We start from the raw sequence: 23317 nt of genomic DNA, 5'->3' as shown, positions 1-23317 counted from the left end.
TGGAACCCGTGGCCACCCCGAGCAGCGCGTCCGGCTTGCGCCGCAGCAGCCGCGCCATGGCCTCGGCGATCAGCTCGCCACCCGCCGCGGCATCCAAAACGATGACAACTTCCACGCTAGCCCCGCCCGCCTGCGAACACGGCCGCCACCTCGGGAATGCTGTCGATGTATCCGTCGAGAAGCTGACGGCCGACGTTGACCGAGTCGACCAGGGGATGGAGCGAGAACGCCTTGACCGCGTCGGTGCGGGAACCGGTGACGGCCGCGCTGATCGTGAGCCGCTCGACCGCCTTGACCTGCTGCATCAGACCGGCCTGGTGGAGGTCGGGCTGGGTGACGGTGAGCGGGTGGACACCGTTGGCGTCGACGGTCACCGGGACCTCGACGACGGCGTCCTGGGGGAGCGCGGACACGGTCGTGCCGTTGCGGACGTTGAGGATCATCGTCGCGCGTTCGTTGCGGCTGATCGCGGCCATCACCCCGAGGGCGACGCCGGCGTAGCCCTGGTGCGCGGGGTCGGGCTGGAAGTCCGCGGCGGCCTCGGCCTCGCCCTGGACGGCTCCCTTGGCCTCGGCCATGTAGTTGGCGCTGCGGTTGGCGACGGTGTCCCGCCACAGCCGCACGGCCGAGCCTCCGGCGGCCTCGGTCACCCGCTCGTAGAACTCCCGCTGCTGCCGGGCGAGGAACTCGCCGCGGGTCTGCGGGGCGTCGAGGATGGAACGGACGGCGTCCCTGTTGAAGTAGTAGTAGTACAGGTACTCGTTGGGGATCAGGCCCAGGTCGCGCAGCCAGTCCTTGCCGAAGACCACGCCCTCCTCCAGGCTGCCGAGGCGCTGGTCGTCGGCGAGCAGCCGGGGCAGTACGTCCTCGCCGTCGTGCAGCACCCGGCGCATCCAGCCGAGGTGGTTGAGGCCGACGTAGTCGAACTGGGCCCGGGACGGGTCGAGTCCGAGTGTCGTGGCGATACGGCGGCCGAGGCCGGACGGGGTGTCGCAGATACCCAGGACGCGGTCGCCGAGGACGCTCTGCATCGCCTCGGTGATCATCCCGGCCGGGTTGGTGAAGTTGATGACGTACGCGTCGGGCGCGAGTCTGCGCACGCGGTGCGCGATGTCGAGCATCACGGGGATGGTGCGCAGGCCGTAGGCGAGACCGCCCGGGCCGGTGGTCTCCTGGCCGAGGACGTTCAGGTCCAGCGCCACCCGCTCGTCGCACATCCGGCCCGCGAGGCCGCCCACCCGGATGGCCGCGAACACGAAGTCGCTGCCCTCCAGGGCGTCGTCCAGGGAGGTGCTGACCGTGACCCGGGGGGCGTCGGGCCGGCCGTCGGCGAACCGGGCGAGCACCTCGGCCATCGCCTTGAGACGAGCCGGATCGGTGTCGTAGAGCCAGACGTCGTCGATACGGGGGCTGCCCTGGTCGCCCAGCAGGGCCTGGTAGACGTACGGCACGCGGAATCCGCCGCCGCCGAGGACGGTCAACTTCATGCGAGTATCACCTTTCCACCCGCCTCGCGGCAGAGCTGGAGCGTGTCGGGATCGGCACCGCCGGTCGTGATCAGGACGTCGATGTCCGACAGCGGGCACACGCGCAGCGAGCCGGTGCCCGGGAACTTGGTCTCGGCGGCAACCAGGACGACCTGCCCGGCCGTCTCGATCATGGCCTGCTTCAGAGGTGCCTCGACCGCCATGTTGTCCACCACGTGACCGCTCGGACGCACCCCTGTGCAGCTGAGGAACAGCAGGTCGGCACTGACCTGACGCAGTGCCTGTTCGGTCAGGGAACCGACCAGGGACTGGTAGTTGCGGCGCAGCACCCCGCCCAGCATCACCAGCCGTACCGCCTCATCGTGACGGAGCTCGTCGAGCACGGCGAGGCTGCTGGTGATGACCGTGACCGGACGGCCGCGCAGCCTCCGGGCGATGGCCTGGGGGGTGGTGCCGATGTCCAGGACGACCACGCTGTCGTCCTCGACGAGCTTCACGGCCTCCTCCGCGATGGCCTCCTTCATCGCCTGGTCGCGGGTGGCGACCACGTCGAAGGGGATCTCGGCCTCCTCCGGCTCCTGAGCGGTGCCGTCCAGGACGGCCCGCGGGGACATGGCGGCGCCCCCGTAGGTGCGCACCAGTTCGCCGTTGCGGTCCAGCTCGATCAGGTCCCGGCGGATCGTGGACTCGCTGACCTGGAGCCGCTCGGCGAGTTCGCGCACCGAGGCCACTCCGGTCGTGCGGAGGGATTCCACGATCTTCGCGTGTCTGTTGCGTGAAGTCACGCAGTGAAGATAGCACCGGATGACTGACTTCAGTCATCTGACGACGGGAAACCTTCTCGTAACTGACTGACTCTTGTCATATCGCGTGAGCGATGCTCATAGTTGAGCACTTCTTGTGCTGGCACCGGACGGAGGCGGTATCCGTGGTCGATGTGCTCTTCGCCGGCGAAGTCTTCTGCGACCTGGTCTTCGCCGGCATCCCGCACCTGCCCGCGCCGGGCGGCGAGGTGTACGCGGACCGGTTCGCCGTCGTGCCCGGCGGCACCGCGACCCGGAGTGTGGCCGCGGCCCGGCTGGGGCTGCGCACCGGGCTGTTCGCCGTGATCGGCACCGACTTCCTCGGCGACCACCTCGTGACCGAACTCGCCCGCGAGCAGAACCTCGACCTCTCCTGGCTGCGCCGCGACCCCGCCGTGCAGACCCCGGTCACGGTCGCCGCGACCAACGAGCACGACCGCACCTTCATCACCTACGAGGAGGAGGGTGCCCGGCGCCCGCAGGTGTGGGACGGCGAACTGCCCGACGCCCGCTTCGTGCAGCTCACCATCGGCAGGCCACTGCCCGGCTGGGTCTCCCGGCTGCGCGCCCGGGGCACCCGGGTGGTGGGCGGCGTCGGCTGGGACCCCACCGGCCGCTGGTCGCCCGAGCTGCTCACCCGGCTCGCCGAGGTGGACGTGTTCGTCTGCAACGCGGTCGAGGCCACCAGCTACACCCGCACCGGCACGGTCGAGGAGGCCGTGAAGGTCCTGGACGACCTGGTGGCGGACGTCGTCGTGACCGACGGCCCGCGCGGCGCGGTCGCGGTGGACGGCGTCACCGGCGAACTGGTCCGGATCCCCGCCCCCAGCGTGCCCGCCGTCGACCCCACCGGCGCCGGCGACGTCTTCACCGCCGCCTTCATCACCGGCCTCAGCCACGGCTGGCCGCTGGCCACCCGCCTCCGCTTCGCCGGACTGTGCGCCGCCCTGTCGGTGCGGAGCCTGGGCGGCGCGGCCGCCGCCCCGCACCGGGCGGCCGTCGACGCCTTCCTCACCGAGATCTCCGGCTTCACCGAGAAGTCCGGCATCCCCGGCGACGACGTCGAGCGGATACGCGCGATCTTGCGCTGACGCTCCGCCGGAGCCACTGCGCCGGACATCCCACATACCCCACCGGCCGTCGTCTGCCGGCCGCCGGGTTCCCGCGCACCGTCCGGGAACCCCCGTACCGCCCGCTCAGCTCCACCAGCACCAGGAGGACCACTCCATGTCCGAGAGAACCCGAGGCCGTTCCGCCCGGCGCGTCGCCGCGGCCGCCCTCGTCACCGGCCTGCTGACGGCCGTCGCGGCCTGCTCGCCCGGCCCCGGCGGCAACTCGTCGGCCGGCGGCGCGGACAAGACCGCCGGACCGGTGTCCACGGACGTCGCCAAGGCCGGCAAGGTCACTCTCACCGAGTGGGACCAGAACACCGACCCGGGCACCGACGCCTCCACCGAAGCGCTCAACAAGGCGTTCATGGCGAAGTACCCGAACGTCACGATCAAACGCGTCTCCCGGTCCTTCTCCGACCTCAAGACCACCCTCAAGCTCGCCCTCTCCTCCTCGAACCCGCCCGACGTCGTCCAGGCCAACCAGGGCTACCCCGACATGGGCGCCTTCGTGAAGGCCGGACTCCTCCAGCCCGTGGACAGCTACGCCAAGGTCTACGGCTGGGACACCTCCTTCCCTTCCCAGCTGCTCGACCTCAACCGCTTCTCCGCCGACGGCAGGACCTGGAAGACCGGCAACCTGTACGGGGTCTCCCAGACCGGTGAGATCGTCGGCATCTACTACAACAAGGCCAAGCTCAAGTCCCTCGGCCTGACCGTCCCCACCACCCTCACGGGCTTCGAGACCGCCCTCGCCAAGGCCAAGTCGTCCGGGCTCCAGCCCCTCTCCTACGGCGACGCGGACAAAAGCCCCGGCATCCACATCTTCGGTGTCGTCCAGGCGGCCACCGCCGGCAAGGCCGAGGTCCGCAAGCTGGTGTTCGACGAGGGCGGCGCCAAGTGGACCGACCCCGGCAGCCTGAAGGCCGCGACCACGCTGCGCGGTTGGGCCGACAAGGGCTACCTCGGCTCCGGCTTCAACGGGGAGAGCAAGGACCAGGCGGTCGCGAACTTCGCCGCCGGAAAGTCGCTCTTCCTGGTCGACGGCACCTGGCAGGCCGCCGTACTCGAACCCAAGATGAAGACGAACGTCGGCTTCACCGCGCTCAGCCCCGCCGCCGGCCAGCCCCCGCTCACCCAGGGCGGTGAAGGCCTCGCCTGGGCCATGACCTCCAAGTCCAAGCACCCCGACGTGGCCGCCGCCTACATCAACTTCCTCGCCGACAGCAACGGCATGAAGGTCCTCGCCGACAACGGCAACCTGCCCGCCCTCCCGCAGGCCGACTACAAGCCCGCCGCGGGCACCGTCGACGCCGACATCCTCGCCGAATGGAAGGCGGTCAGCGAGAAGGACGGCCTGCTGCCCTATCTCGACTACACCACCCCGACCTTCTACGACACCCTCACCGCCGCCGTCCAGGAACTGACCGCCGGACAGCTCACACCGCAGGCCTTCGGCGCCCAACTCCAGTCCGACTACGCCCAGTTCCAGCAGGGCAGCTAAGGCTCACACCCCCTCATGGCTGTCACCGCACACCGCCCGACGGCACGCAAGCGCCAGGCCGACGCCCCCGGCGGGCGCCCGGCCCGGCGCCGCGGCCGCGTCCAGTGGAAGGGCTACCTCTACGCCCTTCCCGCCCTGACCGTCCTCACGGTCTTCCTCCTGATCCCGCTCGGCCAGCTGGTCCAGATCTCCCTCTTCCACTGGGACGGCATCTCCGCCTCCACCTGGGCCGGGTTCGCCAACTACACCGAGATCGCCCGGGACCCGCAGCTGCGCGCCGGATTCCTGCACTCCTTCGTCCTGATCCTCTTCTTCTCGGTCCTGCCGATCGCGCTCGCCCTGATGCTGGCCGCGATCACCACCCGCGCCTCCCGGCTGCGCGGGGTCTCGGTCTTCCGCGCGCTGATCTTCCTGCCGCAGGTCGTCGCCATGGTCGTCACCGCGACCGCCTGGACGGCGATCTACGCCCCCGACGGCGTCCTCAACACCGCCCTGCGCGCCATCGGTCTGAAGGCCGTCGCCCGCCCCTGGCTCGGCGACTTCTCCACCGCGCTGCCGTCCGTCGGGTTCATCGGCACCTGGCTGGAGATCGGCCTGTGCCTGGTGCTGTTCATCGCCGGCATCGGCCAGATCCCGGGGGAGCTGTACGAGGCGGCAAAGCTCGACGGGGCAGGCCTCGTACGGGAGTTCTTCGCCGTGACCCTCCCCGGCCTGCGCGGCCAGATCACCGTCGCCCTCACCCTCACCGTGATCGCCGCCCTGAAGACCTTCGACCTGGTGTACGTCGCCACCCACGGCGGCCCCGGCAACGCGACCAGCCTGCCCGCCTTCGAGGTCTACAACCGGGCCTTCGGCACCGGCCAGGTCGGCTCGGCCTGTGCCATCGCCGTCGTGCTGACCGCGGTGATCCTGCTCATCACCTTCCTGATCACCAAGCTCCAGCCCGAGGAGGACGGGACATGATCTCCGCCCGCGAACGCGCGCTCAACTACGTCGTCCTGACCGTCTTCGCCGGGCTGGCCCTGGTCCCGCTGATCGGCGTGGTGGCCTCGGCCCTCACCCCCGCCGCCCAGGCGTCCCCGTCCTTCACCTGGCCCCACCACCTCGACTTCGGCAACTTCACCACCGCCTGGCACCAGGGCCACTTCGCCACCTACCTGGGCTCCAGCGTCCTGGTCGCGGTGGCGGTGGTGGTCCTCACGGCCCTCCTCGCCATCCTCGCCGGGTTCTCCTTCGCGCACTTCGACTACCCCGGCCGGTCGCTGCTCTTCTACATCACCCTGATCGGCCTGATGGTCCCGCCCGAGGCGTTCGTCATCCCGCTCTACTTCAACCTGCGCGACGCCGGGTTCACCGACTCCTACTGGGCGCTGATCCTGCCGCAGACCGCCCAGTCCCTCGCGTTCGGCGTCTTCTGGATGCGCAACTTCTTCCGTTCGGTGCCGGTCAGCATCATCGAGGCGGCCCGCCTGGACGGCGCCACGGACTGGCGGCTCCTGTGGCGGATCCTCGTGCCCACCAGCCGTCCCGCCCTGCTGACGATGGCGATGCTGGTGTTCATGTGGACCTGGAACGAGTTCCTGCTGCCGCTGGTCATGATCACCGACGAGAACAAGCGCACCGCACCCCTGGGCCTGGCGTTCTTCCAGAGCGAGCACACCACCCAGTACTCCCTGCTGGCGGCCGCGTCCATCATCGTCGCCCTGCCGGTGGTCGCGCTGTACGTCTTCCTGCAACGTCACTTCATCTCGGGCATGCTCTCCGGCGCCGTCAAGGCGTGAGAAGGTGAGAGTGTCGCCGCGCGGCGAGTCGACCGACCGCCGTGGCCCGTGCGGGAAGGCGGTGGCGTCCCATGCGATACGCGGCTGTGAGCGCGCTCAGCCACCCCGGGCTGCTCCGCGAACGGAACGAGGACAGCCTTGTGATCGGGCCGTGGACCCTGTGCGCCACGGTGACCGAGAGTTCGCAGACCCTGGTCTTCCCGCTCGGGACGCCCCTCGTCGTCGCCGTCGCCGACGGGCTCGGCGGGCAGCCCGGCGGCGACGTGGCCAGCGCCCTGGTGGCCCGCCGGATGGCGTCGATCGGCCCCGCCCTGAGCGGCGAGGACGCCGTCCGCGACGCCCTGAACGCCTGCAACCGCGCCGTGCACGAGGCCGGTGGCGGCGAAGGAGGCGACCTCGCCACCATGGGGACCACGGTCGCCGGGGTCGTTGTGCAGCCGGACTCGCTGACGGTGTTCAACGTGGGCGACAGCAGGGTCTTCGCGGCCGCTCCCGACGGGCTGCGCCAGGTGAGCGTCGACGACAGCCCCCCGCTCGAACAGGGGCGGCACACCACGCACCTCGTCACCCAGTGCCTGGGCGGCACGCTCGCGTACCGCGCCGTCCAGCCCCATGTGACGACCGTGCCCCTGTCTGCCGGCGACCGCTACCTCATCTGCACCGACGGCCTGACCGACCCGGTGCCGCAGCACGTACTCGACGAGGTGATCCGGGAGCACGACGACGGCCGGGCGGCCTTCGAGCTGTGGAAGACCGCCATCGCGGCGGGCGGCCCCGACAACATCACGCTGGCGGTCGTACGCGTCGCGGACACCTGAGGAAGGTCCCCGCCTACGGTGGAGACATGACCGAGATCGTCGTCAACGAACTCGACCGGCCGGCGGCAGCGTCGGGTGGCGCACAGCGGCGCGTCCGCAGGGTGCACGTGGCTCCCGCGGCCCCGGGATCGCACACCGTCGCGGGACCCCGAACGCTCTGCGGCAAGGACACCTTCGCCATGGAGACGACCGGCCGCCGGCCCTCCGAACACCCCGGAGAGCCCTGGTACCCCGCGGAACACGCTTCCGTGGCCTGCCCGGACTGCGACACCGTGATGGAGGTCTGACCGGGCGGCACCCGGCGCTACGGCGTGGTCCGACGGCCGAGCCGCAGGCAGCGGCGCCGCGCCCACGCGCGCACCCGACTCCGTGTCGCGCACGGCATGCTGGAGTCCATGGGGATGGCGGCTTTCGCGGCTCGGGCCCGCCGCGAGCTGCGCGCCACCGGGGAGAGCGCCCGCAAGCGGGCCGTGACCAGCACGGTCGAACCGACGCCCCAGGAGGCCCGGACAGCACGGCCGGCCCGGGAGGGCCTGTCCAACCCCGGGATCGGGGTACGGCTGTTCCTCAGCCCGCGGACGGTCCAGTACCACCTGGGCAAGGTCTTCGCGAAGCTCGGTGTCACCTCGCGCGGCCGGCCGCGCGGCGCGCTGTCCGCCGGTCCGGACGACACGGCCGCGCGCTGATCCGGGGCCGCGCCGGAGCCACCCGGGCAGGGTCACCCGCTGCGAAGTCGTCCATGCGCACTCACCCGAGGCTGAGCACCGCCCGGACCGTGACGCGGACCTGCTCGGCGACCGCCTCCGGTGTGGCGGCGTCGAGTTTGCCGTCCAGGAACAGGAACGCCAGCCCGTGGACCAGGGCCCACACCGCGGTCGGCAGTCCGTCCCGGGTGTCGCCGGGGAAGGCGTCGGCGACGAGGGTGTCGACGTACGCGGAGATCACGGCGGTCGCCTCGACGCGTTCGGCGCTGCCGGGGTCGCACGGCTCCGCGAACATCGACCGGAACAGCGCCGGGTGGTCGAGGGCGAACCGGACGTAGGCCACGGCGACGGCGACGAGGTCGTCGGGGGCCGACGGCGCGGGGTGCGCTGCCGTGAGGTACCCGGCGAGTTCGCGGTAGCCCTCCGCGGCGACGGCGGAGACCAGTGCGTCGCGGTCCGCGTAGTGGCGGTAGGGGGCCGTGGGCGAGACCCCGGCCCGCCGCGCCACCGCCCGCAGCGACAGCGCGCCGCTGCCGTCCTCCTCCAGCAGCTCCCGGGCGGCGCGCAGGCAGGCGGCCCGTAGATCGCCGTGATGGTACGAGTCGGTCGACGGTGTCATGGGTCACCCTCAGCGATGTTTACAGTGCTGACATCGGCGACCTAATGTGAGCGTCGTACACATTGTTGGCGCCGCACACATTCTACGGCGGCCGAGAGGAGACCCCGCATGTCCAGCCCCTTGTTCTCGCCCCTGCACCTGCGGTCCGGGGCGGTCCTGCGCAACCGGATCGCGAAGGCGGCCATGGAGGAGGGGATGGCCGGTGCCGGGCAGCTCCCGGACGACCGGCTGCTCTCGCTCTACCGGCGCTGGGGCGCCGGCGGCGCCGGGCTGCTGATCACCGGCAATGTCATGGTGCACGCCGAGGCGCTGACCGGCCCGGGCGGCGTCGTGCTCGACGAGGTGACACCGCTGGAGCCGTTCGCCGAGTGGGCGAGGGCCGGCCGGGCCGGGGGCGCGGCGCTGTGGATGCAGATCAACCACCCCGGCCGCCAGATCCAGGCCGGCATGCCCGGGGTCGTCTGGGGACCGTCGGACGTGCGCGTCGACCTGGGCAGGCACAGCAAGCGGTTCGGCCGGCCGACCGCCATGACGCCGGAGCAGATCGAGGCCACGGTGCGGCGGTTCGCGGTCACCGCGCGGCGCGCCGCAGAAGCCGGTTTCGACGGGGTGCAGATCCACGCGGCGCACGGTTATCTGCTGTCCCAGTTCCTGTCCCCGCTGGTCAACCGGCGTACCGACCGGTGGGGCGGCCCGCTGGAGAACCGGGCGCGGCTGCTCCTGGACGTCGTGCGCGCGGTACGGGCCGTGGTGCCGCCGCAGTTCGCGGTCGCGGTGAAGCTGAACTCCGCGGACTTCCAGCGTGGCGGCTTCGACGTCGAGGACGCCCGCCGGGTGATCGCGCTGCTCGAACCGCTCGGCGTCGACCTGGTGGAACTGTCCGGCGGCAGTTACGAGAGCCCCGCCATGTCGGGCCGCCCGGCCGACGCCCGCACCCGGGCCCGCGAGGCCTACTTCCTGGACCTGGCGAAGGATCTGGCCGCCACCAGCCCGCTCCCGCTCATGCTCACGGGCGGGATCACGCGGCGGGACTCCGCCGAGCAGGTCCTGGCCGACGGCGTCGATCTGGTCGGCGTCGGCACCGCGCTCGCGGTGACCCCGGACCTGCCCGCCCGCTGGCGGCAGGGCCGCGAGGCGGACGGGCAGCTGCCCCCGGTGACCTGGTCGGACAAGACCCTCGCGTCGGCGGCGGGCATGGCCCTGGTCCGCCATCAGCTGCGCCGGATGGCCCGCGGCGCCGAGCCGAGGGTCACCACCCGCCCGGCCTGTGCCCTCGCCTCCGAACAACTGCGGGCGCGCCGCCAACTGCGCCGCTACCGCTCCTGGCTGCCGAAGGCGACCCCACACCGCTAGGCCTCGCATCACCAGGCCTCGCATCACCAGGCCCGACACCACCAGGCTCTGGCACCTCCAGGTCTCACCTCACCAGCCCTGACACCACCAGCGCCGGCACCACCGGGCCTCACACCCCACCAGCCCTCACAGCACCAGCGCGCACACCACCGACGGAACGGCCGCCGTGGCGACCGCCTCGCCCAGCGCGCCCGACTCCAGGACCGGCAGCGCGGCCAGGGTGCCGCCGTGCTGGTTGGCGACGAGGAGGTGGCCCGGGACCGAGGTCAGGCCGCGCGGCCAGGTACCGCCGGCCGGGGTCTCCCCGAGGGGCACCAGCGTGGTGCCGTCGACGCGGAAGGCCGCCACCGTGTCGGCGCCCCGGTTGGTGACCCAGACGAAGCGGTCCGAGGCGACGATCCCGCCGGGCTGGTTGGGCACGTCGGCCACGACCGTCGCGGGCACGCGGGACAGCTCGACGAGGGTGCCGGTCTCCGCCTCGTACCGGTGGCAGGTCACCGTCGAGGACAGCTCGTCGGCGCTGAACACCAGGTCGCCGGCGGGTGCGAAGGCGAGATGACGGGGTCCGGAGCCGGGGCGCAGTCGGTTCACCGCCGTGCGTTCCAGCGTGCCGTTCACCGCGTCCAGGCGGTAGGTGAACACGGCGTCGGCGCCCAGGTCGGTGGCGAGCACGAACCGGCCCGCCGGGTCGGCCAGGACCTGGTGGGCGTGGCTGCCCTCCTGCCGTCCGGCGACCGGTCCCGAGCCCTTGTGCTCGACGACGTCGGTGAGGTCCGTGATCCGGCCGGCCGCGTCGAGCCGGTGCACGGCGACCGTGCCGGGGAGGGTGTCGGTGCCGTAGTTGGCGGTCAGCAGCCACCCGCCGTCCGGGTGGACGGTGAGGTGGCAGGGGTTGGCGCCGCCGCTGGTGACGGGCGCGCCCAGCGGGGCCGGCCCCTCGACCGGCCCCTCGACCGGCCCTTGGACCGAGAAGGCCGAGACGGCCCCCTCGGTGGACTCGTGGGTGGTGTAGACGACGGGCAGGGTCGGGTGGGCGGCCAGGAAGGAGGCGCCGCTCGCGGGCACCGGGGGCGCCTCGGCGGTGAACGACCGGGCGTGCAGGCTCAGGACGGAGAGGCCGACGCCCGCACCCCCGGTGTCGGGGGTGTAGGAGCCGGCGAGAACTGTGGACATGGAAGCTCCTCGGGTGGGGGGTCAGCGCAGTACGTCGTCGTGGTGGTCGAGGAGGGCGAGTTCGGCGCGCCGCGGCAGGCCCTCCCAGTCCCCGGTGGTGGCGACGGCGAACGCGCCGAGCCGGGCGGCCGTGCTCAGCCGGCGCTCGGGCGGCTCACCGGCCAGCAGTTCGGCGAGGTAGCCGGCGACGAACGCGTCCCCGGCGCCCACCGAGTCGTGCACCCGCACGGGCAGCGCGGGCTGCCGGTACGACACCCCGTCCAGGAGCGCGTACGCCCCTTCGGCGCCCAGTTTCACGACCGCTCCGCTCGGCCCCAGCTCACAGAGCCCCTTGGCGAGTTCCGCGGGCTCGTGCAGGTCGGGCACCGCGAGCCGGGCCTCGTGCGGTCCCGCGAAGACCAGGTCGCTGTCGCGCAGCAGCGGCAGTACGGCCCGCCGGGCCTCCTCCTCGCTCCACAGCAGGGAGCGGAAGTTGATGTCGAAGGAGACGAGGACACCGGCGTCCTTGGCGATCCGCACCGCGCGCCGGACCGCGCTCGCGGGGTCCTCGCCGAGGGCCGGGGTGATCCCCGTGATGTGCAGGACCGCGGCCCCCGCGACGACCTGCTCGGGGATGTCCTCGGGGGCGAGCCGGACCCCGGCGGTGGCGGTGCGGTAGTAGCGCATCCGGTGGTGGGTGCTGGTGCGCCGCTCCTTGAGGAGCAGCGAGGTGGGCGCGGGGTCGCGGACGGCCAGCGCGGTGACGCCCTCGGCGCGCAGCTCGCGCAGCACGAGTTCGCCGAGCTGGTCCTCGCTGACCCGGCCGATCCAGGTGGCCCGGCCGCCGAGCCGGCTCACGCCGACGGCCACGTTGGACTCGGCCCCGGCGACTCCCAGGCGCAGCGCGGCGCCCAGGGCGAGGGGGCCGGGCCCGGCGGCGGAGAGGACGGCGAGGGTCTCGCCGACGGTGACGAGGTACGGCTGGTCGGCGGAGTTGTTCACAGGTCGCCCTTCCCGGCCCGCGCCGCGAGCCTGACCGTCTCCAGCAAGGCGCGCGCTCGCCCGGTGAGCGCGTCGAGGGCTTCCGGGTCGTCGGCGGCCAGGTCCGCGCCGCGCAGCAGCGGGGAGCCGACGCCCACGGCCAGGGCCCCGGCGGCCAGGTAGTCCGCGGCCTCGGCGAGGCCCACCCCGCCGACCGCGACGAGCGGGATGTCCGGGAGCGGGGCGCGCAGTTGCCGTAGGTACGCGGGTCCGCCGGTGCAGGCGGGGAAGAGCTTGACGGCGGCGGCACCGGCCCGCCAGGCGGTGGCGACCTCGGTGGGGGTCCAGGCGCCCGGGTAACAGGGGATGCCGAGGTCGGCGGCGGCGCGGATCACCTCGGGTTCGACGACGGGGGCGACCAGGAACTCGGCACCGGCGGCGACCGCGTCGCGCAGGTCGGCCAGGGTCATGACGGTACCCGCGCCGACCGCGACGGCGGAGCCGAGCTCCTCCCGGATCCGGGCGAGCGCGTCCAGGGCTCCCCCGGTGGTGAGGGTGACCTCCAGGCAGGTGACGCCGCCGGCGGCGAGCGCGCGGGCGACGGCGGGCAGTCCGGTGGCGTCGGCCGAACGCAGGATGGCCATCACTCGGGTGCGGTCCAGCTGGGGGGTGAGGGCGGGGCGTACGGTCACTTGACCGCTCCCGCGGACATGCCGGCGACGACCTGGCGCTGGAAGAACATGAAGATGACCAGCAGCGGCAGCACGCCGAGCAGGGCGGCCGGGAAGAGGGTGGTCGGCTGCACGGTGTGCGGGTCGATGAAGGAGTAGGCGTTCACCATGACGGTGCGCTTGCCCGGGTCCTGGAGGAAGACCAGCGGGACGAGCAGGTCGTTCCAGATCTGCAGGGCGACGAAGGTCAGCAGGGTGCTGGTGACGGGCCGCAGCAGCGGCAGGATGACGACGAAGAAGGTGCGGAACGCGCCGCAGCCGTCGAGCGCCGCGGCCTCCTCCAGGTCGGTGGGGACCGAGCGGATGAAGCTGGTGTAGAAGAACACCGCCAGCGGCAGGTTGATCGCGGTGTAGATGAAGACCACGCCCGCGTAGGTGTCGAGCAGGTTCATGTCCCGCATCAGCAGGTAGAGCGGTGCCACCACCACGAAGACCGGGATGGAGGTGCCGAGGATGAACAGCCGGTACACGGCCGTCGACCAGCCCGCGGTGATCCGGGCCAGCGGATACCCGGCCAGCGAGCCCAGCGCGGTGATGCACACACACGAAAGGCCCGTGATCAGCAGGGTGTTGAGGGTGCTCGGCCCGTAGTGGATCTGGCTGAAGGCGTCGCTGAAGTTCTTCAGGGTGAAGGAGTGCGGGATGCCCAGCGGCGAGCGGGCGACATCGGCGGCGGTGCGCAGCGAGGTGACGACCGTGAAGAGGAACGGCAGCACGAACAGCACGGTGCCGAGGCAGAGCAGGGCGGTGCCGAGGCCGCCGGCGAGACGGCGCGGGGTCCAGCGGCTCGGCGTACGGGGCGCGACGCCCTGGCCGGGTGTCCCGGCCCGGTGGCCGGTCTCCCGTGCGGTTGCGGAGAGTTGAGAGGTCATGGTGGCGATCCGTCCGAATCGATCAGGTGCGGTACGACGTCACACGCGCCGACGTCAGAAGCGCTGCCGTCGGGGGCGCTGTCAGATGCGCCGTTCGCGCAGCCTGAGCAGGGAGTTGGTCGCGCTGGACAGGACGACCACGGTCACCAGGAGCAGCACCGACAGCGCGACGCCGAGGGCGAACTTCCCGCCGCCGAAGATGTTCCGGTAGACCAGCAGGGTCAGGGTGTCGGTGGCGCCGGCCGGGCCGCCGTTGGTGAGGACGAGCGGGAACTCGAAGACCTTGAGCGAGCCGATGAGGCTGAGGGTGACGTTGACGGTGAGGGCGGGGGCGAGCAGCGGCCACTCGATGCTGCGGAACCGCCGCCAGCCGCTCGCGCCGTCCAGCGCGGCCGCCTCCAGGAGTTCGGCCGGCATGCTCATATAGCTGGCGAGGAAGATCGCGCACGAGTAGCCGGTGAACATCCAGACGTTGACGGCGGCCACCGCGTACAGCGCGGTGTGCGGGTCGCCCAGCCAGACGTGCTGGAGGCTGCCGAGTCCGATCGTGTCGAGCATCGCGTTGAGCCCGCCGCTGGGTGCGAAGAGGTACGACCAGATGAACGCGGCCATCACCGGGGAGATCAGGGTCGGTGTCAGCAGGACGACGTTGAGCACCTTGCGGACCCGGGGCCGGCGGAACAGCATCGACGCGAAGAACAGACCGAGGCCGTTCTGCACGACGACGACCACGACCGCGTAGAGCACGGTGTGCCACAGTGCGGCGGTGATGGCCGGGTCGTCCGCCATCGCCTTGTACTGGTCGAGCCCGACGAAGTTCGCCACCGGGCCGCCGAGGCTGTCGGTGAAGCTCAGGTAGACGCCCCGGACCAGCGGATACAGCATGAAGACGCTGTACACGGCGATCGCCGGGAGCAGGAAGGCGGCCATGGTGGCGCGCCGGCGGTGGAACACGAGGATCGATCCTCCTTGGCCGGGGGCCGCGGTGAGGGCGGGCGGGAGGTGCGGGGAAGCGGCCGCACCCGCACCGCGGCGGTCCCGGGACGGGGCGGTACGGCCGGTCTACTTGGCGGAGGCCGCCGTCTGGATGTCCTTCAGGGTCTGCGCCTCGGAGGCCTGGCCCAGCAGGAAGGCCTGGATCTTGGAGCCGACGGTGGTCTCGGCGGTCGCGCCGTACCAGGAGTTGGACGGCAGGACGCGGTAACGGCCCTCGTTGAAGGCGGCGTTGAAGGTCCTGGTCTCCGTGGCGTCCGGGGTCGTACCGCCGGTGAACGGGGACTCGGCGTGCTCGGCGTCCAGGTACTTGGCGAGGTTCTCGCTCTGCGACCAGAAGTCCACGTACTTCTTGGCCGCGTCGGCGTGCTGGGACTGGGAGTTGACGCCCCACATGGTGCCGGAGAAGAGCATCGCGTTGGGCTTGGTCCCGGCGGCGCCGGCCGGCCAGGGGGTGAACTGGACCGGGAAGCCGGCCTTGGCGACGTTGGAGACCTGCCAGGCGCCCTGGTACCAGAAGGCGCTCTTCTGGGCGGTGAAGTCCTGCGGGCCCTGCGACCACTCGTCGACGCCGAGCTCGTTCTTCCAGCTGACGTATCCCTTGTCCTCAAGGGTCTTGAGCTGGTCCAGGGAGGTCTTCCAGTCGGTGCCGAAGGAGGTCTTGCCGGCCAGGAAGTCGGCGTCCCACTCCTTGTTCTTCTGGTAGACGAGCGTGGAGCCGATCGCCTGGAAGGTGGAGCTGCCGGTCCAGCCGGACTTGTCGGGCAGCGCGATGGGGGTGATGCCGGCCTTCTTGACCTTGGCGAGGTCGGCGAGGAACGTCGGCCAGTCCGACGGGACTTCGGTGATGCCGGCCTTCTTCAGCAGGTCCATGTTGGCGTACAGGCCGATGCCGATCAGCTCCATCGGCATGGCCAGCACCTTGCCGCCGCTGGTCGCGAACGGCTTTGCGGAGTCGGAGATCTTGCCCGCCCAGGACTCCTTGGAGAGGTCCGCGAGGTAGCCGGAGGCGCCCCACTTGTTCATCTTGTCCGTGTCGACCATGATCACGTCGCCGGCCTTGCCGCCCAGCAGCTCGGGCTGGAGCTTCTGGGTGTAGGTGTCGTTCGCGGTGATGTACTCGAAGTCGACCTTGATGTCGGGGTTGGCCTTCTCGAAGGCCTTGTTGATCTCCGCGACGTTCGCGGGCTCCGCGCCGCCGCCCTTCCACGCCTCGACCTTGATGTGCACCTTCCCGTCCGAGGAGGACGAGCCGGAGCCACCGCCACAGGCGGCGAGCGTGGTCGCCAGGGCGGCGACCGTGGTGGCGACTGCGAGCAGTCTCCCGGAGCGCTTCATTGCACACCTCACCCATTCGTCGGCGGTGCCGACATCTCGTGTTTGCGGGGTTTGTTTGCGGACATGCGACTCGTTCGATATTTCGAACCGAGTTTGGGGTGACGAACAAAGTGGGGGGAGCGGGGGGCGGGATCGGGGATGGATCGGGATCTCGAACATCGGGCCGGTCCGGATTGCGGACCACTGCCACTGGCTGGTTTCAGCTCTGCCGTTTCGGCCTGGTCTGCATGGATATATCACTGATATCCACTTGAGGAAACCGGTTGACCAAGACTTCGGCGAACGCTAAGTTGCGGCGCCAGAAGGTGTCAAGAGGCCGAACGCAACACAGCGTTCACCAACCCGACTCACCGTCCAGGGAGGAACCGAAGTGCCCGATCAGCCAGTACGGGCCAGGCTGGTGGATGTCGCCAGAGAAGCCGGCGTCTCCAAGGCGACCGTGTCCAAGGTCCTCAACGGACGGCAGGACCTGTCCGTCCGCCCCGAGACCAGAGCGCGCATCCACGAGGTGGCGGAGGCGCTCGGCTACCGCCCGCACTCCGGTGCCCGCGCCCTGGCCGGGGCGAGCACCCACGCCCTGGCCCTGCTGGTCCCGTCCCTCGGCAACCCGACGTACGTCACCATCTCCCGCGGCGCCTACCAGCGCGCCCGTGAGCTGGGCTATCTCTCCCTGCTCGCCGAGGACTTCGACGGGCAGGAGGCCGACGAGACCTTCAACGACCTGGTCAAGGAAGGCCGCGTGGACGGGCTGCTGATCGCCTCCGCCCGTCCCGGTCATCCGCTCCTGGAGACGCTGCGCCGCAGCCCCGTCCCGCATGTGTTCCTCAACCGCGCGGTCGAGGGCTCGGGGCGCAACGTCACCATGGACGTGGCCCGTTCCAGCGTCACCGCGCTCGACCACCTGCACGAGCTCGGCCATCGCGTGGTGGGCCATATCGCGGGCCCGGCCGGCATCGCGCCCAGCGAGGACCGCAAACAGGCGTTCCTCGACCGCGCCGGCGAGCTGGGACTGCTCGCCGCGCCGGTCGCCGCCGGCGAGTTCACGGAGGAGGGCGGCGCCACGGCCGCCCACGCGCTGCTCGCCCCCACCGACTCCCGGCCGCCGGTCACCGCGCTGTACACCAGCTCGCTGGCCCAGGCGATCGGCGCACTGCACGCGATCGGCGAACTCGGGCTGCGGGTACCGCAGGACGTCTCGCTGGTCGGCAACGACGACCTGCCGGTCGCCGGTTACCTCACCCCCTCCCTCACCACCGTCGCGATGCCGCTGTACGAACTGGGCACCGCCGCCGTCGACGCCCTGGTCGCCGAGATCGAGGGCAAGTCACCCGGGGACGTGGTCGTCCCCACCGAGCCGCGGCTGGTCCTGCGCGGCTCCACCGCTCCCCCGTCAAGACCCAGTTGACCTACCTAACGGGATGACCGAGCCGCCGGTCGCACCGAGAGGAACCTCATGAGCCGCACCATCCCCACCCGCTTCGCCGGGCGCACCGCCCTGCTCACCGCCGCAGCCTCCGGCATCGGCGCGGCCACCGCCCACCGGCTGGCCGGCGAGGGCGCGTCCGTCCTGGTCACCGACGTGGACGAGGAGGGCGCCGCCCGGGTGGCCGAGGAGGTCCGCGCCAAGGGCGGGGACGCCCGACACCGCGCCCTGGACGTGACCGACCCCGAGGCCTGGCCGGAGGCGGTCCGGGCCGCCGGGCAGTGGACCGGCCGCCTCGACCTCCTCCACCTCAACGCCGGCCGCAATCTGCCCGGCGCGATCCACGAACTCTCCGACGCCTCCTGGCACAGCCACCTGCGCCTCGCCCTCGACTCGGTCTTCTACGGCACGAGGGCCTCGGTGCCGCTTCTGGAAGCCGCCCGGGGCGCCGTCGTCATCACGTCGTCCGTGCACGCGGTCCTCGGCTTCGCCGGCTTCCCGGCCTACGCCGCCGCCAAGGGCGGAGTCACGGCTCTCGTACGGCAGCTGGCGGTCGAGTACGGCGGCCGGATCCGCGTCAACGCGGTGGCCCCCGGGGCGGTGGACACCGGCCTGTGGGTGGACGCGCCGGCCGAGTACCGCGCCCGGACCGTCGCCCGCACCCCGGTGGGCCGCATCGGCGAACCCGAGGACATCGCCGCCGCCGTCGCCTTCCTCGGCTCCGAGGACGCCGCGTTCATCACCGGCCAGACCCTGGTCGTGGACGGCGGCCGCAGCATCAGCGCGCACGAGTAACGGCCGCAGGCCTTCTCTCAGAACCCCTTCTCATGTCACCGCCCCGGGCCGTCGTGCCCGCGGACCCGGAGGTCCCGCACCATGAAAATCACCGGATACGAGCTGTTCTTCGTCGAGCCGCGCTGGCTGTTCCTGCGGGTGGACACCGACGAGGGCATATCCGGCTGGGGAGAACCCATCGTCGAGGGCAAGGCGCACACGACGGCGAAGGCCGTGGAGGAGATGTTCGACTACCTCCTGGGCCAGGACCCGGCGCGTATCGAGGAGCACTGGCAGATGCTCGCCAAGGGCGGCTTCTACCGGGGCGGCCCGGTGCTCAGCAGCGCCCTCGCCGGTATCGACCAGGCGCTGTGGGACATCGCCGGCAAGACCCACGGCGTGCCCGTGCACCAGCTCCTCGGCGGTCATGTCCGCGACCGCGTCCGCATCTACGGCTGGCTGTACGGCGAGACGCCCGAGGAACTCGCCGAGTCCGCGGCGGGCCAGGTGGCCAAGGGCCTGACCGCCGTGAAGATGAACCCGTGCGCCCAGCTGGAACCGCTGGCGACACCGGCCGCGATCGCCGCGATCGTCGACCGCGTCACGGCGGTCCGGGAGGCGATCGGCCCCGACCGGGACCTCGCGCTGGACTTCCACGGCCGCTTCAGCGGGGCGATGTCGCGGCGGGTCCTGCCGTACCTGGAGCCGCTGCTGCCGATGTTCGTCGAGGAGCCGGTGCTCCCGGAGTTCACGAGGGATCTGGGCGAGGTCGTGCGCTCGACCTCGATCCCGATCGCCACGGGTGAGCGGTTGTTCTCCCGCTGGGACTTCCGTGAGGTGCTCGGCGACGGGATCGCGGTGGCCCAGCCCGACATCAGCCACGCGGGCGGCATCTCGGAGACGCGTCGTATCGCGGCGATGGCCGAGGCGTACGACGTCCTGGTCGCCCCGCACTGTCCCCTCGGCCCCATCGCCCTCGCCGCGAGCCTCCAACTCGACTTCGCGATCCCGAACTTCCTGATCCAGGAGCAGTCCCTGGGCATCGGGTACGGGGACAGCAGCGGGCTGCTCGGATATCTGGCCGATTCCTCGCCGTTCGAGGTGAAGGACGGCTACATCGACCGGCTGACGGGTCCGGGTCTGGGCATCGAGATCGACGAGACGGCGATCCGGGAGGCGGCGGAGAAGGGGCACCGGTGGCGGAACCCGGTGTGGCGGAACACGGACGGTTCTCTGGCGTCCTGGTAGCGACGGTAGCGACTTGGCTGCGGGCCGGTGGGGGTTGTTCGCGCAGTTCCCCGCGCCCCTTCGGGCGCGACCAGTGGACCCATCTTCTCGGGGGCGTGGGGAACTGCGCGACCAGCCACAACGCACCCGCACCCGCTAGACGGTCCCGCACCCCCCGCTTTCCTTCACCCCCCACCCCAAAGACCCCGGACGGGCCCGCGGCAACGGACCCGCCCGGTTTTTCGGAGGACACTCACTCTCACCAAGGAGCGTCGCAATGAAGCGTCGCAGATCATCCGTGAGTCCGGCCAGTCGAACAGCCCGTGTGCTGACTCTTCTGGCCACCCTCGCGGGCGCGCTGCTCGTCCCGGCCACCGCCGCGCAAGCGGCCGGCACCACCTACTACGTCGACTGCTCGGCCGCCAGCAACGGCACCGGCACCCAGTCCAGCCCCTGGAACGCGGTCGGCAGCGTCAACAGCACCACCTTCACCGCGGGCGACAGCATCCTGTTCAAGGCCGGCACCACCTGCACCGGCCAGCTCACCCCGGGCGGCTCGGGAGCCTCCGGCAGCAACATCTCGATCAGCTCCTACGGCTCCGGCGCCAAGCCGGTCATCGACGCGGCCGGCGCCACCGGCGCGGTCATCAAGCTGCTCAACCAGCAGTACTGGGACATCGGCGGCCTGGAACTGGTCGACAACGCCTCCTCGCCCGCCTACCGCTCCGGCGTCCTCGCCGAGAACAGCTCCGGCGGGATCCTGCACCACATCCGCGTGCACGACATGTACATCCACAACATCGCCGGCTACGGCGGCGGGTGGTACTCCACCAACGCGGGCGTCGGCGTCCAGACCGACCACACCACCCCGGTGTCCACCTGGGACGACGTCGTGGTCGAGAACAACACCTTCGACCACGTCGACCGGATCGCCGTCGCCGTCACCCCCGACGGGGACGGCCAGGGCACCGGCCTGACCACGAACACGGTCATCCGCAACAACACGATGACCTACGACGGCGCCGACGACATCCTCGTCGTGAAGAACGACGGCGCCCTGATCGACGGCAACAAGGCGGGCTACGGCGGCGCCAAGTCCACCTGCCCGCCGTCCGGCCAGTACTGCAACGGCGCCTCCGCCGGTATCTGGATGTCCGGCAGCAGCAACACCGTCGTCCAGAACAACGAGGTGTACTGCCACATCAACGGCGCCGACGGCACCGGCTTCGACGTGGACTGGGGCAACCACAACACCACGTTCCAGTACAACTACAGCCACCAGAACCTCGGCGGCTTCCTGCTGGTGATGCCGCCCTTCACCATCGCCAACGAGCCCACCTCGACGGTGCCCAGCGACGGCACGGTGGTCCGCTACAACATCAGCGAGAACGACGGCAGCAACTCCGGCTGCCCGGCCTCCGGCACCCAGACCCACGGCGGCGGCGTCCTGCACTTCGTGGGCGGTGTCCCGAACCAGAGCGGCAGTTCCAGCGCGGTCCCGCTGTTCTACAACAACACCTTCTCCGTCCGGGACGGCCTGAGCACCCCGATCCTCTACTCGCGCTCCGGCACCTCCATCAGCGGCGCCCTGTCCTTCCAGAACAACGCCGTCTTCAACTACGGCTCCGGCAACTACTTCACCACCACCGGCACCTCGACCTACTCCAACAACCTCTTCTACGGCAACCACCCGTCCCGCGAGCCCGCCGACACCGCGAAGGTCACCACCGACCCCGAGTTCCGCAACCCGGGCAACGCCGACACCTCGTCCTCGTACACCGGCAAGAACGCCTACCAGGTGCACGCGTCCTCCCCGGTGATCCGGGCCGGCACGGTGATCAGCTCCAACGGCGGCCAGGACGCCTTCGGCAACGCCGTCTCCTCGACGGCCGCCCCCAACATCGGCGCCTACAACGGCACCGGCGGCAACCTGCTCTCCAACGCGGGCTTCGAGACGGGCTCGTTGAGCCCCTGGACCCAGGCCAGCGGCAACTCCTCCTCCGTGACCGCTGCCAACGCCCGCACCGGAAGCTACGCGCTGACCACAACCGCCTCCAGCAGCGGCGCCAACCAGGCCCTCACCGGCCTCAGCCCCAGCACCACCTATCTGCTGACCGGCTGGGCCAAGGTCGCCACCGCGGGCGAGACCCTCGCGATCGGCGTGAAGAACTTCGGCGGGACCGAGACCTACACCAACATCGCGACGACGTCGTACAGCCAGGCGGCCGTCCTGTTCACCACCGGATCGTCCAGCACCACGGCGACGGTCTACTGCTGGAAGAACGCCGGCGGCAGCGGGGCCGGTTACTGCGACGACCTCGCGGTGGAGCCGCTGTCCTCCGCCACCAACGCCGTCACCAACCCCGGTTTCGAGACCGGCGCGCTGACCCCGTGGGTCCAGTCCACCGGTACGGCGGCCGGCGTGGTCGCCTCCAACGCCCGCTCCGGCAGCTACGCGCTCCAGACCGGGGTCAGTGCCAGCGGCGCCATCCAGACCGTCAGCGGTCTGACCTCCAGCGGGACCTATCTGCTGGTCGGCTGGGCCAAGGTGGCCACCGCCGGTGAGGAGGTCGCGGTGGGCGTGAAGAGCTTCGGCGGTACGGAGACGTATCTCCGGTCCTCGACCACGTCCTACACCCAGCAGCCCATCTTCTTCACGACGGGCGTCTCCACCACCTCCGCCGGTGTCTACTGCTACAAGAACTCCGGTTCGGCGGCCGGTTACTGCGACGACTACTCGCTGATCAAGCTGAAATAACAGCGGCGGGCGCGGGCGGGCCGGAACCATCCGGTCCGCCCGTTCCGTCATCTCCGGAAGAGTTCGTTCAGGTCCGTCTGCGAGATCTGGTCCTCGGCGTACGAGAACGTGCCCCGCTCCGCCAACTCCCGTGCCGCACCCAGCAACCGCGCGTACATCGCCCGCGCGATGCTGCCGCCCACCGTGACCCGGCGCACCCCCAGCTCGCGCAGGTCGGCCAGTGACAGGGCGCTGCCCGTCAGTCCCATCACCACGTTCAGCGGGCCGTCGATCTCCCTCACCAGGGTGCCGATCGTCTCCGCGTCGGCCGCACCCGGTACGAACGCGCAGTCCGCGCCCGCCGCCAGATACGCGTTGGCCCGCCGGACGGCCTCGTCGAGCGGGCCGCCGGTCAGCAGCACGTCGGTACGGCCGACCAGGACGAACGGCTCGCCGGCCGCGTCGACGACCTCGCGTGCGGCGCGCATCCGGTCGGCGGCGAGCTCGGGGTCGTAGAGCGGCCGGGAGCGGTCGCCGGTGAAGTCCTCGATGTTGCCGCCCGCGGCTCCGGCGGCGAGGGTCATCGAGATCGTCTCGGCCACGGTCTCGGGGGACTCTCCGAACCCGTCCTCCAGGTCGGCGCTCACCGGAATCCGAACCCCGGCCGCGATCTCGCGGATCCGGCCGGTCATCGTCGCGCGGTCGACCCGGTCACCGCCGTAGTCGTGGTCCGGGCGGCCCAGCGAGAAGGCGACGCCCGCGCTGGTGGTGGCCACGGCCGGGAAGCCGGCCGACTCCAGGACTCGGGCGCTTCCCGCGTCCCAGGCGTTGGGGAGCAGGAAGCAGCCTTCCCGGTGCAGTCCGACGAAGCGTGCGGCCAGTTCACGGCGTTCGATGTCCACGCCGCCCAG

At 71.3% G+C, this 23317-nt stretch carries 22 protein-coding genes and 1 pseudogene; 12 read left to right on the top strand and 11 right to left on the bottom strand.

What is annotated here, in order from left to right; genetic code table 11:
* From ACIRR9_RS48620 to ACIRR9_RS48610, 3 genes and pseudogenes are all read right to left on the bottom strand, one after another.
* A pseudogene (locus ACIRR9_RS48620) lies at nucleotides 1-115 on the bottom strand (glucosamine-6-phosphate deaminase); the annotation flags it as partial.
* 1 nt (nucleotide 116) lies between these two features.
* Nucleotides 117-1487: a 6-phospho-beta-glucosidase gene (locus tag ACIRR9_RS48615; protein ID WP_403766197.1), complete on the bottom strand. Its 1371-nt coding sequence runs from the start codon at nucleotides 1485-1487 to the stop codon at nucleotides 117-119.
* Complete coding sequence (locus ACIRR9_RS48610) at nucleotides 1484-2272, bottom strand: DeoR/GlpR family DNA-binding transcription regulator (protein ID WP_403766195.1); 789 nt, start codon at nucleotides 2270-2272, stop codon at nucleotides 1484-1486. The genes ACIRR9_RS48615 and ACIRR9_RS48610 overlap by 4 nt, the downstream gene beginning before the upstream one ends.
* A 143-nt stretch (nucleotides 2273-2415) precedes the next feature.
* On the opposite strand from ACIRR9_RS48610, the gene ACIRR9_RS48605 reads away from it, so the two are divergent.
* The 7 genes from ACIRR9_RS48605 to ACIRR9_RS48575 all read left to right on the top strand — a co-directional run bounded on the left by ACIRR9_RS48605 (nucleotide 2416) and on the right by ACIRR9_RS48575 (nucleotide 8188).
* Nucleotides 2416-3381 carry a carbohydrate kinase family protein gene (locus ACIRR9_RS48605; RefSeq protein ID WP_403766192.1) on the top strand — a complete coding sequence of 322 codons (966 nt, stop codon included), beginning with the start codon at nucleotides 2416-2418 and terminating at the stop codon, nucleotides 3379-3381.
* 136 nt (nucleotides 3382-3517) lie between these two features.
* Nucleotides 3518-4903, top strand: coding sequence for an extracellular solute-binding protein (locus tag ACIRR9_RS48600; RefSeq protein ID WP_403766189.1), 1386 nt, complete (start codon nucleotides 3518-3520; stop codon nucleotides 4901-4903).
* A 15-nt stretch (nucleotides 4904-4918) separates the two neighbouring features.
* Nucleotides 4919-5866, top strand: a complete 948-nt coding sequence (locus ACIRR9_RS48595) for a carbohydrate ABC transporter permease (RefSeq protein ID WP_403766186.1) — start codon at nucleotides 4919-4921, stop codon at nucleotides 5864-5866.
* Nucleotides 5863-6684 carry a carbohydrate ABC transporter permease gene (locus ACIRR9_RS48590; RefSeq protein ID WP_403766184.1) on the top strand — a complete coding sequence of 274 codons (822 nt, stop codon included), beginning with the start codon at nucleotides 5863-5865 and terminating at the stop codon, nucleotides 6682-6684. The genes ACIRR9_RS48595 and ACIRR9_RS48590 overlap by 4 nt, the downstream gene beginning before the upstream one ends.
* A gap of 71 nt (nucleotides 6685-6755) precedes the next feature.
* A complete protein-coding gene (locus ACIRR9_RS48585) occupies nucleotides 6756-7502 on the top strand; it encodes a PP2C family protein-serine/threonine phosphatase (RefSeq protein WP_403766181.1) in 747 nt (248 codons plus the stop codon).
* 26 nt (nucleotides 7503-7528) lie between these two features.
* Nucleotides 7529-7789 carry a hypothetical protein gene (locus ACIRR9_RS48580; RefSeq protein WP_403766178.1) on the top strand — a complete coding sequence of 87 codons (261 nt, stop codon included), beginning with the start codon at nucleotides 7529-7531 and terminating at the stop codon, nucleotides 7787-7789.
* Nucleotides 7790-7897: 108 nt separating this feature from the next.
* Nucleotides 7898-8188 (top strand): helix-turn-helix transcriptional regulator, encoded by a 291-nt coding sequence (locus ACIRR9_RS48575; RefSeq protein ID WP_403766176.1) that lies wholly within the window; start codon nucleotides 7898-7900, stop codon nucleotides 8186-8188.
* Between the two features lie 61 nt (nucleotides 8189-8249).
* Here ACIRR9_RS48575 and ACIRR9_RS48570 read toward each other — a convergent pair whose 3' ends face one another.
* Nucleotides 8250-8825: a TetR/AcrR family transcriptional regulator gene (locus tag ACIRR9_RS48570; RefSeq protein WP_403766173.1), complete on the bottom strand. Its 576-nt coding sequence runs from the start codon at nucleotides 8823-8825 to the stop codon at nucleotides 8250-8252.
* A gap of 108 nt (nucleotides 8826-8933) precedes the next feature.
* Here ACIRR9_RS48570 and ACIRR9_RS48565 point away from each other — a divergent pair, with 108 nt between their 5' ends.
* Nucleotides 8934-10178, top strand: coding sequence for an NADH:flavin oxidoreductase/NADH oxidase family protein (locus ACIRR9_RS48565; protein WP_403766170.1), 1245 nt, complete (start codon nucleotides 8934-8936; stop codon nucleotides 10176-10178).
* Between the two features lie 126 nt (nucleotides 10179-10304).
* Here ACIRR9_RS48565 and ACIRR9_RS48560 read toward each other — a convergent pair whose 3' ends face one another.
* From ACIRR9_RS48560 to ACIRR9_RS48535, 6 genes are all read right to left on the bottom strand, one after another.
* The gene (locus tag ACIRR9_RS48560) at nucleotides 10305-11351 is read right to left on the bottom strand and encodes a lactonase family protein (RefSeq protein WP_403766168.1); all 1047 of its coding nucleotides are present in this window, start codon (nucleotides 11349-11351) and stop codon (nucleotides 10305-10307) included.
* A gap of 21 nt (nucleotides 11352-11372) precedes the next feature.
* Nucleotides 11373-12332 carry a sugar kinase gene (locus tag ACIRR9_RS48555; RefSeq protein ID WP_403766165.1) on the bottom strand — a complete coding sequence of 320 codons (960 nt, stop codon included), beginning with the start codon at nucleotides 12330-12332 and terminating at the stop codon, nucleotides 11373-11375.
* Nucleotides 12329-13003, bottom strand: coding sequence for a bifunctional 4-hydroxy-2-oxoglutarate aldolase/2-dehydro-3-deoxy-phosphogluconate aldolase (locus tag ACIRR9_RS48550; protein ID WP_403766163.1), 675 nt, complete (start codon nucleotides 13001-13003; stop codon nucleotides 12329-12331). The genes ACIRR9_RS48555 and ACIRR9_RS48550 overlap by 4 nt, the downstream gene beginning before the upstream one ends.
* Nucleotides 13000-13914 carry a carbohydrate ABC transporter permease gene (locus ACIRR9_RS48545; RefSeq protein WP_403766160.1) on the bottom strand — a complete coding sequence of 305 codons (915 nt, stop codon included), beginning with the start codon at nucleotides 13912-13914 and terminating at the stop codon, nucleotides 13000-13002. The genes ACIRR9_RS48550 and ACIRR9_RS48545 overlap by 4 nt, the downstream gene beginning before the upstream one ends.
* 81 nt (nucleotides 13915-13995) lie before the next feature.
* On the bottom strand, nucleotides 13996-14868 hold the full coding sequence (locus tag ACIRR9_RS48540) for a carbohydrate ABC transporter permease (RefSeq protein WP_403766157.1): 873 nt from the start codon (nucleotides 14866-14868) through the stop codon (nucleotides 13996-13998).
* Nucleotides 14869-14976: 108 nt separating this feature from the next.
* Nucleotides 14977-16245, bottom strand: coding sequence for an ABC transporter substrate-binding protein (locus tag ACIRR9_RS48535; RefSeq protein WP_403766154.1), 1269 nt, complete (start codon nucleotides 16243-16245; stop codon nucleotides 14977-14979).
* Between the two features lie 370 nt (nucleotides 16246-16615).
* On the opposite strand from ACIRR9_RS48535, the gene ACIRR9_RS48530 reads away from it, so the two are divergent.
* The 4 genes from ACIRR9_RS48530 to ACIRR9_RS48515 all read left to right on the top strand — a co-directional run bounded on the left by ACIRR9_RS48530 (nucleotide 16616) and on the right by ACIRR9_RS48515 (nucleotide 22427).
* Nucleotides 16616-17650, top strand: a complete 1035-nt coding sequence (locus ACIRR9_RS48530) for a LacI family DNA-binding transcriptional regulator (protein ID WP_365345906.1) — start codon at nucleotides 16616-16618, stop codon at nucleotides 17648-17650.
* Nucleotides 17651-17698: 48 nt separating this feature from the next.
* On the top strand, nucleotides 17699-18463 hold the full coding sequence (locus ACIRR9_RS48525; RefSeq protein WP_403766150.1) for an SDR family NAD(P)-dependent oxidoreductase: 765 nt from the start codon (nucleotides 17699-17701) through the stop codon (nucleotides 18461-18463).
* A gap of 81 nt (nucleotides 18464-18544) precedes the next feature.
* On the top strand, nucleotides 18545-19690 hold the full coding sequence (gene dgoD, locus ACIRR9_RS48520; protein WP_403766147.1) for a galactonate dehydratase: 1146 nt from the start codon (nucleotides 18545-18547) through the stop codon (nucleotides 19688-19690).
* Between the two features lie 304 nt (nucleotides 19691-19994).
* Nucleotides 19995-22427, top strand: a complete 2433-nt coding sequence (locus ACIRR9_RS48515) for a carbohydrate binding domain-containing protein (protein WP_403766144.1) — start codon at nucleotides 19995-19997, stop codon at nucleotides 22425-22427.
* Nucleotides 22428-22474: 47 nt separating this feature from the next.
* Here the strand turns inward: ACIRR9_RS48515 and ACIRR9_RS48510 are convergent, their stop codons facing one another.
* Nucleotides 22475-23308 (bottom strand): isocitrate lyase/phosphoenolpyruvate mutase family protein, encoded by an 834-nt coding sequence (locus ACIRR9_RS48510; RefSeq protein ID WP_403766141.1) that lies wholly within the window; start codon nucleotides 23306-23308, stop codon nucleotides 22475-22477.
* Nucleotides 23309-23317: the final 9 nt, after the last annotated feature.

It is taken from the genome of Streptomyces sp. NPDC101234 (assembly GCF_044767525.1).
GTDB lineage: Bacteria > Actinomycetota > Actinomycetes > Streptomycetales > Streptomycetaceae > Streptomyces > Streptomyces sasae.
Note: the sequence above shows the minus strand (reverse complement) of the source record. Positions and strands in the feature narration are given on the sequence as shown.